Here is a 12,599-nt window from a genome sequence, read left to right as displayed (position 1 = left end):
CTCAGGGCTCCGCCCATTGGCGCAGGAGGTTGTGGTACACGCCCGTGAGCATCACCAGCGCGGGGCTCTTCGGCACCTCGCGGGTGAGCTGCATGATGGACGTGTCCATGTCGAAGAGCAGCGCGCGCTGGCCCGCGTCCCGCACCATGCTCTGCACCCAGAAGAACGACGCCAGCCGCACGCCGCGCGTCACCGGGGTGACGTGGTGCAGGCTGGTGGACGGGTAGACGATGAGGTCCCCCGCGGGCAGCTTCGCGGAGTGGTTGCCGTAGGTGTCCTCCACCACCAGCTCCCCGCCGTCGTAGCTGTCCGGCTCGCTGAGGAAGAGCGTGGCGGACACGTCCGTGCGGATGCGCAGGGAGGTGCCCGCCAGCGGCCGGATGGCGTTGTCCACGTGCGAGCCGAAGTCCATGCCCGGCTCGTAGCGGTTGAACAGCGGCGGGAAGACGCGCTGGGGCAGCACGGCGGAGATGAAGAGCGGGCTCTGCTCCAGCCCGGCCAGCACCAGGTCCCCCAGCTCCCGCGCCGCGGGGCTTCCTTCCGGAAGCTGGAGGTTCTTCTTCACCTGCGCGGACTGCTTGCCGGCGGTGGCGCGGCCGTCCTCCCACGCCGCCTTCTGGAAGACGGCGCGGCAGTGAGACACCTGCTCGGGCGTGAGGACCTGCGGGATGTGCACCATCATGATGAACGTCCTCCTGGGCCCGGGCCGGGCGGCGCCGAGGCCTCTAGAATCGCACGCGCGCGGACAGCAGCGCCGAGCGGGCGTCCGCCGGGGTGGCCTGTGCGGAGTAGTAGGCGTCGTAGTAGAGCGCGTCCGTGAGGTTGTAGACGTTGAGCTGCACGTCCACCTTCGTGAACGCGTAGCTGGCGAACGCGTCGAAGCGCCAGAAGTTGGGCACCTTGTTGAGCACCGCGGTCTCGTTGGCCGGGTTGTTCACCGCGGTGACGTCCTGGTAGACGGCGCCGCCGCCAACGGTGAGCGCGTCCGTGATGCCGTAGGTCGTCCACAGCGACACGCTGTGCTTCGGGGTGCTGGGCAGCCGCTGTCCCACCAGGAAGGCGTTGGGGTTGTCGCGGATCTCCGAGTCGAGGAACGTGTAGTTGGCGAACACGTTCCAGCGCGGCAGCACCGTGCCCGCGATGCCCGCGTTGAAGCCCTGCACCCGCTGCGCGCCCTCCAGGATGGTGGCGGGGCCGGTGGGGTCGGGGTTCGCCACGCGGGCGTTCTTCTTGTCGGTGCGGAAGATCGACGCGCTCACCGACAGCCGCTCGGCGACGACATCCGCCTTGGCGCCCAGCTCGAAGGTCTCGTTCTTCTCCGGGTCCAGGCGCTCCTGGCCCGAGCTGAGCGTCCCCACCTCCGCGGACGGGTTGGAGGACGTGCCGTACATCGCGTAGATGCTCGTCTTCTCCGCCGGGTGCGCCACCGCGCCGACGCGCCAGTTGAACAGGTGGTCCTTGTTCTCCAGCCGCGTGGACTCCTGCGCGGCGTTCACCGACGTGTAGTCGGTGCGGAAGATGTCGTAGCGCAGCGAGCCCAGCACTTCGAAGAAGCGCGACAGCTCGATCTGATCCGCGGCGTACGCGCCCACCGTCCACTGCCGCGTCTTGCTGGACGAGCTGAACGTGGTCGACACGGCGGACAGGTCCGGCCGCGGATCCGGATCATAGAGGTCCGCGGGGACGTTCGGCCCGGTGGGCAGCCCGGTGGCGCGCAGGTTGTTGCGGTACTGGTCGCGGAACTCCCGCGTCAGCTCCAGGCCCACGTTGGCGGTGTGCTTGAGGAAGCCGGTCTGGAAGACGCCGCGCAGGTCCGTCTGGTTGGCCAGGTACGTGTTGTCCGTCGACGTCTCGTAGCGCTCGCGGCCGATGGTCGTGGGGGCGTTCGCGGGCGTGAGGCCGCGCGGCGAGGTGGGCCGGGAGAAGCGATCCACGCCGCCGTAGCGCAGCGTATTGGTGAGCTGCGAGCCCCCGCCGAACAGGTAGAGGAACCGGCCCGTGCCGATGTGGACGTTCACGCGCTCCCGGTCGGAGCCCTCCACGCCGTACCAGGCGCTGCGCGGCACATCCAGGCTGGTGGAGACGGGCGCCCCGTTGAAGTACGGGTGGCCGTAGTCCGGGATGCTGTGCTCACGCTGGTAGAAGTAGTCCAGCTCCAGGGACGCCTTCTCGCTCAGCGCGACGCGCACCGACGGGGAGATGCCCGCCCGGTTCTCCTGCACCACGTCGCGGCCCGCCACGTCCGCCAGCTGGCCGGTGGCGCTCACGCGCACCTGCACCGTGTCGTTGAGGGCCTCGTTGATGTCCGCCTCGATGCGACCCGAGGGCGCCGTTCCGGCCGTCAGGCGCAGGTCCTGGAAGGACGTCTTCTTCGGCTTCTTCGTCACCAGGTTGATGGCGCCGCCCGTGGAGCCGCGGCCGAACACCACCGACGACGGGCCGAAGTAGACCTCCACGCCCTCCAGGTTGAACGTGTCGCGCGTGTACCAGCCCAGGTCGCGCACCCCGTCACGCAGCGTGTCCGTCTGGGCGGAGAAGCCGCGCAGCGAGAAGGAGTCACCCTGGCGGCCACCCTCGCCCACGGTCACCGTGATGCCCGACACATTGCGCAGGGCATCGCGCAGCGTGGTCGCCTGCTGCTCCTGGATGACCCGCTCCGGCACCACCGTGATGGTCTGCGGCGTGTCGACAATCGCCTTGGGCAGGCGGGTGACTCCCGGCTGCGTGGCGTTGTACTTCGACGCCTCGCCCTCCACCGACACCTCTGGCAGCACGTAGGCGTCATCCTCGCCAGCCGGAGCCGCCGCGGTGGCGGGGACCGGCTCCTGCGCGGCGGGCGGCGCCTCCGCCGGACGAGACTCCTGCACCGGGGCCGCGGATTCGCCCGCCGCCGCTGCCGGCTCCTGCGCCACCGCGCTTCCCGCGGCCAACGCGGACGCGAGGCCGACGGCGGCGGGCCCCCAGGGCCACAGCGCGCCGCGCACGCCTCCAGGGTTGCCATGCGATGAGCGGATACCAGTACGACCGGGCTTGGATGTGGGCACGTGTCCCCTCGGGAGGAAGAAATCCTAAATGAGAATGATTCTCATATGCAGGATGCTGATTTGCGTGACAAGAATTTTCTTCCCTTGTGATGACTGTGATTGGCCTCCAGAGGATGTGTCGGACACTGCGATGTATCAGCAGGGCGAATGCCACACGCCCTGGAGTGAAAACAGCGGGGCCCGGATCCGCTCTCGCGGTCCGGGCCCCGGGCTCATCGGTGTTTCATGAGAAATGTCTTAGGCAGACAGGGGGCCGGACTCCCGCCGGGAGCTGTGTTTCATGGGCGGTGATTCATGCGGCGTGTGTCTTGGACTCCTCTGGCGCGGGCACCGCGACGGTGGGGGTGGCCACCTGGGCGCGGCGGCGCGGGACGAAGCGGCGCCAGGACAGCGCATAGCCGGTGTAGACGAGGAAGACCGCGCCGAACGACGCGAGCGCGGCGACGAGCTGGCCCACCCACCCCAGCGCCTCGCCCGTGTGCAGGAAGCGCAGCCACGTGCGCACCTTGCGACCGCTGTTGAAGTCGGCGTACGTCTCCGTCCGCAGCGGCTGCGCCGTGTAGGGATCCAGCGACACCGTCTTGGAGGAGAAGAGCGGCCACCGGTCCTGCTCGCGGACGGTGAAGGCGCTGGCCTGAGGGGCGCCCTTCCCTGCTCCGCCGCGTCCTTCGGGACGGCCCTCGCCTCGCGGTCCCCCCTCGCCTCGCGGTGCGCCTTCGGGGCGACCCTCGCCTCGCGGTGCGCCTTCGGGACGGCCGCCCTGGGGCCCACCGCTGGGCGGCGTGGGCAGCTTCAAGGTGATGGTCTCCCAGGGGCTCACCTGGTTCATCACCACCGCGAACTGGGCATCCAGGCCTTGGGGCGTGGCATCCGGCGCGGGCGTGGGCACCGCCACGGGCGGCGAGGCGATGGGCCCCTGCGCGGGCGGCGGCGGGTTGCCGGTGAGCGTGAAGACGAGGTTCGAGGCCCACTTGTAGGAAATCACCGCGCCGGAAGTGGTCAGCACCAGCAGCACCGGCAACGACCAGAAGCCGATGACGTTGTGCCAGTTGAAGTCGCGCGCCTTGCCCTTGAGCCCCTGGCGGAACCACAGCGTGGGTCGCATGGAGCGCAGCGTCCACTTGCGCGGCCACCACAGGAACAGCCCCGTGATGCCCAGCAGCAGGAAGGCCAGGTTGCTCACGCCGGTGATGCCCTTGCCCACGGCGCGCTGCTCGCCAGAGGTCGCGAGCCAGCGGTGCAGGTCCTCCATCGTCTGGAAGAACGCGCGCCAGCCCTGCGCACCCTGTTCGCGCACCTCGCCGGTGTAGGGGTGGACGTAGACGGCGACGTTGCGGCCCGTGGCCACCGCCACCACGCTGTTCGCCTCCGGGTAGACCGTCACCGCGGAAGGCTGCGCTCCGGGCCGGGCCTCTTTCACCTTCGCGAGCAGCTCCTCCAGAGACAGGCGGGGAGTCGCCGGCTCGGGCGGGGCGGCGTGGCGGGCGTCGCGGTCCGCCCAGTCGACGATCTGCGACTCGAACGCGAGCGCCACGCCGGTGAGGGACATCACCCCGACGACGAGCCCGACAACGAGCCCGGACACCAGGTGGATCCAGAAGAGAATCGAGCGGAGCTTGGGATTCATGAAGGCTTCGGTGAAGGAACTGCGCTGACGAACGAAGGAACTACCTCAGGGCGAACTTCACGGGGATCACGACCTTGACGCGCACCGGGCCGCCGTCGTGTCCCAGGGCCGGGGAGAAGCGCCACTGCGCCACGGACTCGAGCGCGGCCTCATCCAACCCCGGCACCGAGCGCTGGATGCGCGGCGAGCCCTGCTCCACCGCGCCGTCCACGCCAATCACCACCATCACCATCACCACGCCGGTGATGCCGTCCTCGCGCGCGCGGCGCGGATACTCCGGCTTGCCGGACAACAGCACCGGCAGCTTCATCACCTCGCGCGGCGAATAGATGGGCGGCGCCGAGCCCTGCCCGCCCACCCTGCCACCCACCAGCCCGCCCACCACGCCACCGACGACCCCGCCCACCGCGCCGTCCGGCACGCCCGGGCCCGCGGGCGCCTGCGACGCGGCCGTGGTCACCTCCGTGGCCGGGGCCTCCTCCACCGGCGCGGGCTTCTCCTGCACCGGCTCCGGCACCTTCGCGGGAACCACCAGCTCCTGGGGCTTCGGGCGAGGCTTGTGCGCCACCGGCTTCACGGCCTTCGAGGGGGGCTCCTTCGCCTGCGTGCCACCGCCCAGCGGAGGCGGCGGTGGCGCGTACGCCATCAGCACCAGCTCCGGCTCCGGCGGCTTCACCACCGTCGGCGTGCTGCTCACGATCGTCACTCCGACCAGCACGGCCACCACGTGCGCCGCGGTGGCCCCTACCATCGCCCCGCTCCACCGGCCCCACGCGCCCTCCGCCGTGGCGTCCACGGACTGGAAGAGCCCGGGAGGACGGCGCATCGCATCAACACGCGCCGTCCTGGACGGCGGCGGCGGCGGAGTCGCGCCCAGGTCCTCGTCGAAGTTGAGAATGGTTCTCATTTTCACGTGGATGAAGGGGATACCGCCTGGAAGGTAGGAACGTCAATCTGTAGGTCGGCTGAAATCATCCGGGTGCGTCAAAGGCGGACGAATTCGTCGCCAAGGGCGTGATTTTCCGGGGTGCGTGGAGAGGTCGCTGCGTATAAAGGCCCTCCGCCGACGTGGTTTTTCGACGTGCACCGGGTATCACACCCGCTGCGACATGCTTATCCCCCGCCCCCATGACGCAGGTCCCCGCCAACACCGGGCGTGAAGCCCTCCGTGAGTCCAGGATTGCCCTGGCGGCGGTCGTGTGCGCGGTGCTCCTCGCCGGCCTGCTGGGCCTGACGGGAGCCCGGACCGGGTCCTCCCCTGTGTCAGGAGGGAGGGCGGCGTCCCGGAGCGCGGAGGCCACGCGAGCCCCCTCTGGTCTGAAGGCACGATGGGAAGCGGGGCTGCTCCATGCGTCCCACGTCGGGGCGCCGCAGCCTGCTTCGCGCGATCAGGTGGACCCGGGAGGGGTGGGCGCCCGGACGCCGACGCCGTTCGTCCCCCGGCTGGACACGCTGCGCGCGCTGTTGGCGCGCTACGACGCCCGCGTCCTCGCGCACGCCCAGCGCCTGCTCGCCCGCGCGCTTCCGCCCCGGCTCACGCCCCTGGCGGATCGCCCCCGGACCGTGAACTGTCCGTCCCAGGGCCCACCCTCGCGGGGCTGAGCGCTCTTTTTCGCATCCCGTCTTCGCGGGCCCGCGCCCGAGCGTTCCTGGTGTGACCTCCGGGAGCCCGAGCGAGCGGTCCCTGCCTCCAACGCAACCCTTCTCCTGGCACGCCCACCCATCGTGGCGGCCCGAGGCCTCTTTCCATGTCGTCGTCCCCGAACCCCGAACCCACCTCCCCTCCGCCCTCTCAGGGCGGCGCCACCCACGATCAGTGGCAGGGCGCGCGCCTGCTCTGGAGCGGTCTGCTGTGTCTGCTCATCATCGGTGGGGCCATCGCCTTCGAGCGATGCGGTTGAGCCCGCCCTAACTTCCAGTGGATCCGGCCCCGCGCGTTGAAGGCGGGGCCGGGCATCGCGAGCCCGGAGGTCCCGTGCATGTGCGCGGGATTTCCCCATCCCCAGAGGCGCCCCCCATGCACGACGCCCACGCGTTCCTCCAAGCCCTCGCCACCGTCTTCTGTGTCGCGGCGGTCACCACGGTCCTCTTCCAGCGCCTGCGCCAACCCGTGGTGTTGGGCTACATCCTCGCGGGCTTCATCATCGGACCGCACGTGCCCATCCCGCTGGTCGCGGACCCAGGCATCGTGCAGACGTTGTCGGAGCTGGGCGTCATCCTGCTGATGTTCTCGCTGGGGCTGGAGTTCAGCCTGCGCCGGCTCTTCCAGGTGGGGCCCACCGCGGGGCTCACCGCCGTCATCCAGTGCAGCGTGATGGTGTGGCTGGGGTTCATCACCGGCCGCGCCTTCGGCTGGACGATGCTGGAGAGCCTGTTCACGGGCTGCTGCATCGCCATCTCCAGCACCACCATCATCGCGAAGGCGTTCGACGAGCAGAACATCCGGGGCGCGCTCCGGAGCATCGTGGTGGGCATCCTCATCGTGGAGGACCTCATCGCCATCCTGCTGATGGCCATGCTCACCGCGGTGTCCACCGGCTCCGGACTGTCCGCGGGCGACCTGGCGCTGACCGTGGGCAAGCTGGCCGCGTTCCTCGTGGGGCTCGTCGGCATCGGGCTGTTCGTGGTGCCTCGGGTGATGCGCTCCATCACCCAGCTCCAGCGGCCGGAGACGACGCTCGTCGCCAGCGTGGGCATCTGCTTCGCCATCGCGCTGCTGGCGCAGTCATTCGGCTATTCGGTGGCGCTGGGCGCGTTCCTCGCGGGCTCGCTGGTGGCGGAGTCCGGTGAGGGCAAGGAGATTGAGCACCTGGTGCAGCCGGTTCGCGACCTGTTCGGCGCGGTGTTCTTCGTGTCGGTGGGCATGCTCATCGACCCGGCACTCATCCGGGAGCACTGGGCGGCCATCGCGGTCCTCACCGCCGTGGTCATCGTGGGGAAGATCCTCAGCGTGGCGCTGGGGGCGTTCTTCACGGGCAACGGCACGCGCACGTCGGTGCAGGCGGGCCTGAGCCTGTCGCAGATTGGCGAGTTCTCCTTCATCATCGCGGGGCTGGGCCTCTCGCTGAAGGCGACCGGGGCCTTCCTCTACCCCGTGGCGGTGGCGGTGTCGGCCATCACCACGCTGACGACGCCGTGGTTCATCCGCGCGTCGGGCCCCATCGCCAACTGGGTGGACCGCAAGCTGCCAGCGCCGTTGCAGACGTTCGCGTCGCTGTACGGCAGCTGGGTGGAGAACCTGCGCACCTCGCCGCGCCAGAAGACGGTGGGCGCGCGCGTGCGGCGCATGGCCCTGTTGATGCTGCTGGACGCGGCGTTCATCACCATCATCGTGATCGGCACGTCGGTGCTGTTGCCCCGGGTGACGGCGTTCATCGAGGAGCGCATGGGCTGGGGCAAGGCGCTGACGCCGATGATCGTCATCGGGCTGGCCGTGGCGCTGGCCCTGCCCTTCTGCGTGGGCATCATCCGGATGGGGCGGCGGCTGGGCGTCGTGCTCGCGGAGGGCGCGCTCCCGGCGGCCGCGAACGGCAAGGTGGACCTGGCGGCGGCGCCGCGCCGCATGCTGGTGGTGGCGCTACAGCTGGCGAGCGTCTTCATGGTGAGCGTGCCGGTGGTGGCCATCACCCAGCCGTTCCTCCCGGGCGTGCCGGGCGCGGTGCTGCTGCTGGTGTCCCTGGCCGTGATGGGCTTCGCCTTCTGGAAGAGCGCCACGCACCTGCAGGGGCACATGCGCGCGGGCGCCCAGGTCATCGTGGAGGCGCTGGCGGCCCAGTCGCACGCGAAGGGCGGCGAGGACGAGGAGTCCTCGGACGTGCTGCACGGCGTGCGTCAATTGCTGCCGGGCATCGGGGAGCCGGAGTCCGTGGCGCTCGGCGAAGCCAGCGCGGCGGTGGGCCGCACGCTGGCGGAGCTCAACCTGCGCGGCATGACGGGGGCCACGGTGCTGGCCATCCGCCGGGGCACCGAGGGCGTCCTGGTTCCCAGCGCGCAGGAGGTGCTGCGCGCGGGGGACATCCTGGCGCTCGCGGGGACGCACGAGGCCATCGACGCGGCGAAGGGCGTGCTGGGCTGAGCAGGGGCCCCGTCCGGGAGCCGGGATGCAATCGGGGGCGCGGCGGGCCGTAGGGAGGGCATGCCGCTCCCCTTCCGCGTCCCGGAGGTCTCCCACATGCGCCGCCCGATGCTGCCGACCCTGCTCCTCGCCTGTTCGCTGGCCGTGCCCGCCCTGGCCGCGGAGCCCGCGAAGGCGCCTGCCCACCGCATCTGCATCAACGTCAAGGATGGGAGCAAGGCGGTCCAGGGCACGAACCTGGTCATCGAGCCCGGAGAGAAGATCAAGGACGCGGTCGCGGTGGACGGCGACGTCATCGTGAAGAAGGGCGCGGTGGTGGACAACGACGTGGCCGCCGTCCGGGGCCGCGTCATCCTGGAGCCCGGCGCGCGGGTGAAGGGCGACGTGGTGTCCATTGGCGGCGAGGTGCGGGTACCCGCGGGCGCGCGCGTGGACGGTGACGTGGTGGCGCTGGGGGGCAAGCTCAAGCTGGACAAGAAGGAGGACGTGGGCGGCGAGCAGGTCAACTTCTCCCTGGTGCTCAACGGCGAGGACCTGGTGAAGGAGTTCATCGGCAAGGCGCTCGACAAGGATCAGAAGTGCCACATCCTCGATGACGACGACGACAAGGGTGACAAGGACGTCTGAGTCTCCCCTGTTGGAGGACGGCCCCCGTCACTTCCCCTGGGACGGGGGCCGGCTGGCAGTGCCCCCGGCCGTTCAGGCAACGGCGGGACGCCTCACCGGCGGATGCGACGGGGCCTCCACATGAGCCCTGCCATGAGCCACCCGCCGAGGACGACAGGAAGCGCGGCAGCGCCAGCGCTGCAACCTCCGGACTCGTCCTCCATGGGGGATGGCACCGTGCCGGCGTCGTGCCCGGAGCCTGCATCCAGCCTGGGTCCTGCGTCCGCCTCCGCTCCTGCATCCACCCCACCCGCGTCGCCCCCGGTTCCCGCATCCACGGACATGCCGGCGTCGGCGTCAGGCAGAGCCCGCACGGTGACGGTCACGGCTCGCGACTCGAGGCCCAGGGCGGACACCGTCAGCACGGCGGTATCGTCCGTGCTCGTCGCCGGGAGCGTGGCCGCCACCGTCACGGTCTTCGGCGTCTCCCCCTCGCCGGGCGCGAACGTCAGGGTGGCACCCTCGGGGAAGGACACCTCCGCGTCCCCCGAAGTCCTCGCCACGGTGACAGTCACGGGAACGGTCGTCGCGTAGGCCAGGGCCACGGTGAAGGCAGCCTGCGCCCCCTCATCCATCGCCAGCGATGACTCGGAGACCTGGAGCGACTGGGTTTCAGCCTCCACGGTGCGGGCCTGGACCGTCACGGCGGGAAACGCCTGGGTTGGCGTGAACGTGAAGCTGGCGTGCTCGACGTCCGCGTCCGCGTCCCGCGCCGCGCTCAAGGTCACGAACTGGGGAACGCTCCAGTTCTCACGCGTGAAGCGAAGAGAGCCGCCCTCCGCCACCGTCAGGTCTCCCTCGCCCCCTTGAACATCCACCTTGACCCAGACATCCACCGTCGGCGGCATCGCGAGGGACACCATGACTGTCTTTGTTTCACCCTCTGGAATGGAAAGGTCGAGGGGAGACACGATCAGCGCTTGAGCTACTGGCACAGGGGTTACCCGGAGAACCCCTCCTTGGTAGGACAGAAGATACAACGCGCCATCGGGCCCTTCGTTCACATCGACGAAGCCAGCACTAGGCTCACGATTCACGATGATGTCCTCCGTGGCCACGGAGCCATCCGCAGCGAATCGGATTCGATGAAGCATTCCGCGGAAGTCCGTGAAGAGATAGTTTCCGCGATAGCTTTCGGGGAAGCGCAAGCCCTCATAGAACATGCCTCCCATGATGAACTCGCCTTGTGACCTCCGCAGGAGGCCGCCACCGCCGCTCACTGCGTCAGGCTCCGGCTGGTCCACGGTGAACGTCCGGCTGTCGGGATGCCCCGTGACATAGAAGTCACCATTGAAGCTCGGGTCTTCCACGTCGACGATCGTGAGTCGAGTCCCCTTCCGGTAAGCGTAGGACTCATAATAGGTGCCCCCCAGCGTGAAGGTCGCGACGCCGTTCTGCCGCACCGCGCCCGCCTGCTGCGCGAAGGGATACTCGTCAAAGACGCCATTCGGGAGGTACGAATGCACTGGCGCGAGATAGCCTTCGGGCTGGTTGTTCTCATACGGGCCCCAACCTCCGTGATCGCCCCGGCTTACACTGAAAATCTGATTGGCCATCCGCCCCGAGACGTTGGCCCAGAGGCGCCCCGTCCCCGGTTGAAAGGCAAGCCCGTAGAGGTTGCGGAAGCCCCGTGCCCAGGTGCTGTCCACGTTGGGGCCGTCCCCGTCGTAGAAGGGATTGTCCGTGGGGATGGTGCCATCTGGCCGCACCCGGTGGATCTTGGAAGTCGGCTGGGTCAGATCATCCTCGGGCCCATAGCCATGCAGGTCACCGACTCCGAAATACAGCATGCCGTCCGGGCCGAAAGTGAGACCGCCGCCATCATAATCAAGGTCCCCTGCTGGGATGTCCTCCACGATGACAGTGCGGTCCACGCCTATGCCGCCAGCGTCGGTATAGCGGAAGATCTGCAGCTTGAAGTTCGGCAGGGCCGCGAAGAAGTAGACGTAATGATTGTTCGCGAAGTCCGGATCGAATGCGATCCCCAGCATCCCCTGTCGTTCGTAGTGATTCAGGTGCTCGGAGATGAATGCCGTGGGGGACTCCACGCCATTCACTATCACGCGGACCTCGCCGCGCATGGTCACGACAAACAGGCGACCGGAGTCATCCGGGGCCCATGCCATCCGTGTAGCCCCATAAATCGATTCGGAGATGTAACAGAGCGCAACTTCAAGATCGGGCGAGTCCTCCTCAGCTTGTGAAGATGTCGCCGCCAGCACTGACAGAGCAAGCAAGGGAAGGAATGATCGCATGGGCCACAATCTATCGTCATTCCTCGCTGGGCCGTCATGACTGTTGCGTGGTGAAGATTCTTGCAAATGCAAGGGCCGACTGGCGGGGGCTCATTGCCCTGGTGGCGCTGGACGAAGAGATGACTGGGGCCTTTTAACCCCATGTCTGCGTTATGATTGGCTCCGCCGATTGAGCGTCACGCCCCAGATACCCACCTTGCCGTCGTCCATTCCCCAGCACACGGAGCGTCCGTCGGGAGAGAAGTTCGCGGAGCTCCCCTGCAGGTCGTCCAGGTCTGAATAGTCAAAGAGGCGGCGCCCATCCCGGACGTCGATGACCACGAACGCGCTCGTATCGGGACTCGCCGCCAGCAGGGAGCCCTCCGGATTGAACTCCAGTTGCAGCGCCCCCGAGGCAGGGGCTTCGACGACCCGCACGGTCTCCAATCCCGGGAGGCTCAGGAACACCAACTCCCCCGAGCTCGTCGCGGCGACCAGCGCGTCTCCCGTTGGCGTGAACGCCACGGCCCACGTCCGCTGGGCGTCGAAGGTACGGGCCTCCAGCAGCCGTCCACTCCTTCCGTCCCAGAGGCGCAAGGACGCGCGCGTCGCTGCGCCGTCCCGCTCCTCCGCGAGCCCCACCGCCGCGAACCGGCCATCCGGCGAGAGCGCGCAGCCGTAGTGGTACGCAGGGTCTTCCTGGCGCCACGCCAGCCAGCTCCGCTCCAGGTCCCAGAGGAGGACGCGTCCCTGGTAGGCCGTCAGTAACAATCGCGTTCCATCCGACGACAGGCACGCGCTGGAGACAGACCCTCCAGTCTCGGTCGAGGACAACAACCGGCCCTCCGCCACCGACCAGGTCTGGAGCGTGCCCCGGTATCCGTCCGGCCAACGACGTGCTGAGAGGCGTTGAGTGAGGCGTCGGGGCGGTGGACCCTGGCGTGCATGTCGAA

General features: G+C 69.0%; 10 protein-coding genes. 4 read left to right on the top strand and 6 right to left on the bottom strand.

Features of this window, described 5'->3' with window-relative positions:
* Position 1 precedes the first annotated feature (1 nt).
* From GTY96_RS18850 to GTY96_RS18835, 4 genes are all read right to left on the bottom strand, one after another.
* A complete protein-coding gene (locus GTY96_RS18850) occupies positions 2 to 682 on the bottom strand; it encodes a Fe2+-dependent dioxygenase (protein WP_143904729.1) in 681 nt (226 codons plus the stop codon).
* 43 nt (positions 683 to 725) lie between these two features.
* A complete protein-coding gene (locus tag GTY96_RS18845; RefSeq protein ID WP_328700937.1) occupies positions 726 to 2,984 on the bottom strand; it encodes a TonB-dependent receptor in 2,259 nt (752 codons plus the stop codon).
* A gap of 352 nt (positions 2,985 to 3,336) precedes the next feature.
* On the bottom strand, positions 3,337 to 4,671 hold the full coding sequence (locus GTY96_RS18840) for a PepSY-associated TM helix domain-containing protein (protein WP_143904731.1): 1,335 nt from the start codon (positions 4,669 to 4,671) through the stop codon (positions 3,337 to 3,339).
* 40 nt (positions 4,672 to 4,711) lie between these two features.
* Positions 4,712 to 5,578, bottom strand: a complete 867-nt coding sequence (locus GTY96_RS18835) for a TonB family protein (protein WP_161665437.1) — start codon at positions 5,576 to 5,578, stop codon at positions 4,712 to 4,714.
* 221 nt (positions 5,579 to 5,799) lie between these two features.
* Between GTY96_RS18835 and GTY96_RS18830 the strand changes: the two genes are divergently transcribed.
* The 4 genes from GTY96_RS18830 to GTY96_RS18815 all read left to right on the top strand — a co-directional run bounded on the left by GTY96_RS18830 (position 5,800) and on the right by GTY96_RS18815 (position 9,373).
* Positions 5,800 to 6,273, top strand: coding sequence for a hypothetical protein (locus GTY96_RS18830; protein WP_161665436.1), 474 nt, complete (start codon positions 5,800 to 5,802; stop codon positions 6,271 to 6,273).
* A gap of 146 nt (positions 6,274 to 6,419) precedes the next feature.
* Positions 6,420 to 6,572 (top strand): hypothetical protein, encoded by a 153-nt coding sequence (locus GTY96_RS18825; protein WP_161665435.1) that lies wholly within the window; start codon positions 6,420 to 6,422, stop codon positions 6,570 to 6,572.
* Between the two features lie 116 nt (positions 6,573 to 6,688).
* On the top strand, positions 6,689 to 8,746 hold the full coding sequence (locus tag GTY96_RS18820) for a cation:proton antiporter domain-containing protein (protein ID WP_143904734.1): 2,058 nt from the start codon (positions 6,689 to 6,691) through the stop codon (positions 8,744 to 8,746).
* 60 nt (positions 8,747 to 8,806) lie between these two features.
* On the top strand, positions 8,807 to 9,373 hold the full coding sequence (locus GTY96_RS18815) for a polymer-forming cytoskeletal protein (RefSeq protein ID WP_328700936.1): 567 nt from the start codon (positions 8,807 to 8,809) through the stop codon (positions 9,371 to 9,373).
* 92 nt (positions 9,374 to 9,465) lie between these two features.
* Here the strand turns inward: GTY96_RS18815 and GTY96_RS18810 are convergent, their stop codons facing one another.
* Positions 9,466 to 11,667 (bottom strand): PQQ-dependent sugar dehydrogenase, encoded by a 2,202-nt coding sequence (locus GTY96_RS18810; RefSeq protein WP_161665434.1) that lies wholly within the window; start codon positions 11,665 to 11,667, stop codon positions 9,466 to 9,468.
* Between the two features lie 150 nt (positions 11,668 to 11,817).
* Positions 11,818 to 12,480 (bottom strand): WD40 repeat domain-containing protein, encoded by a 663-nt coding sequence (locus tag GTY96_RS18805; protein ID WP_161665433.1) that lies wholly within the window; start codon positions 12,478 to 12,480, stop codon positions 11,818 to 11,820.
* Positions 12,481 to 12,599 lie beyond the last annotated feature (119 nt).

The sequence above is a fragment of the Corallococcus silvisoli genome (genome assembly GCF_009909145.1).
Taxonomy (GTDB): Bacteria; Myxococcota; Myxococcia; order Myxococcales; family Myxococcaceae; genus Corallococcus; species Corallococcus silvisoli.
This window is presented reverse-complemented; position numbering and strand designations above follow the sequence as displayed.

What these genes read in the sequence shown, in the direction of transcription:
- GTY96_RS18820 (WP_143904734.1), top strand. Translation starts at nt 6,689, where the DNA reads ATGCACGACGCCCACGCGTTCCTCCAAGCCCTCGCCACCGTCTTCTGT.
- GTY96_RS18840 (WP_143904731.1), bottom strand. Translation starts at nt 4,671, where the DNA reads ATGAATCCCAAGCTCCGCTCGATTCTCTTCTGGATCCACCTGGTGTCC.
- GTY96_RS18830 (WP_161665436.1), top strand. Translation starts at nt 5,800, where the DNA reads ATGACGCAGGTCCCCGCCAACACCGGGCGTGAAGCCCTCCGTGAGTCC.
- GTY96_RS18850 (WP_143904729.1), bottom strand. Translation starts at nt 682, where the DNA reads ATGATGGTGCACATCCCGCAGGTCCTCACGCCCGAGCAGGTGTCTCAC.
- GTY96_RS18810 (WP_161665434.1), bottom strand. Translation starts at nt 11,667, where the DNA reads ATGCGATCATTCCTTCCCTTGCTTGCTCTGTCAGTGCTGGCGGCGACA.
- GTY96_RS18815 (WP_328700936.1), top strand. Translation starts at nt 8,807, where the DNA reads ATGCCGCTCCCCTTCCGCGTCCCGGAGGTCTCCCACATGCGCCGCCCG.
- GTY96_RS18825 (WP_161665435.1), top strand. Translation starts at nt 6,420, where the DNA reads ATGTCGTCGTCCCCGAACCCCGAACCCACCTCCCCTCCGCCCTCTCAG.
- GTY96_RS18835 (WP_161665437.1), bottom strand. Translation starts at nt 5,578, where the DNA reads ATGAGAACCATTCTCAACTTCGACGAGGACCTGGGCGCGACTCCGCCG.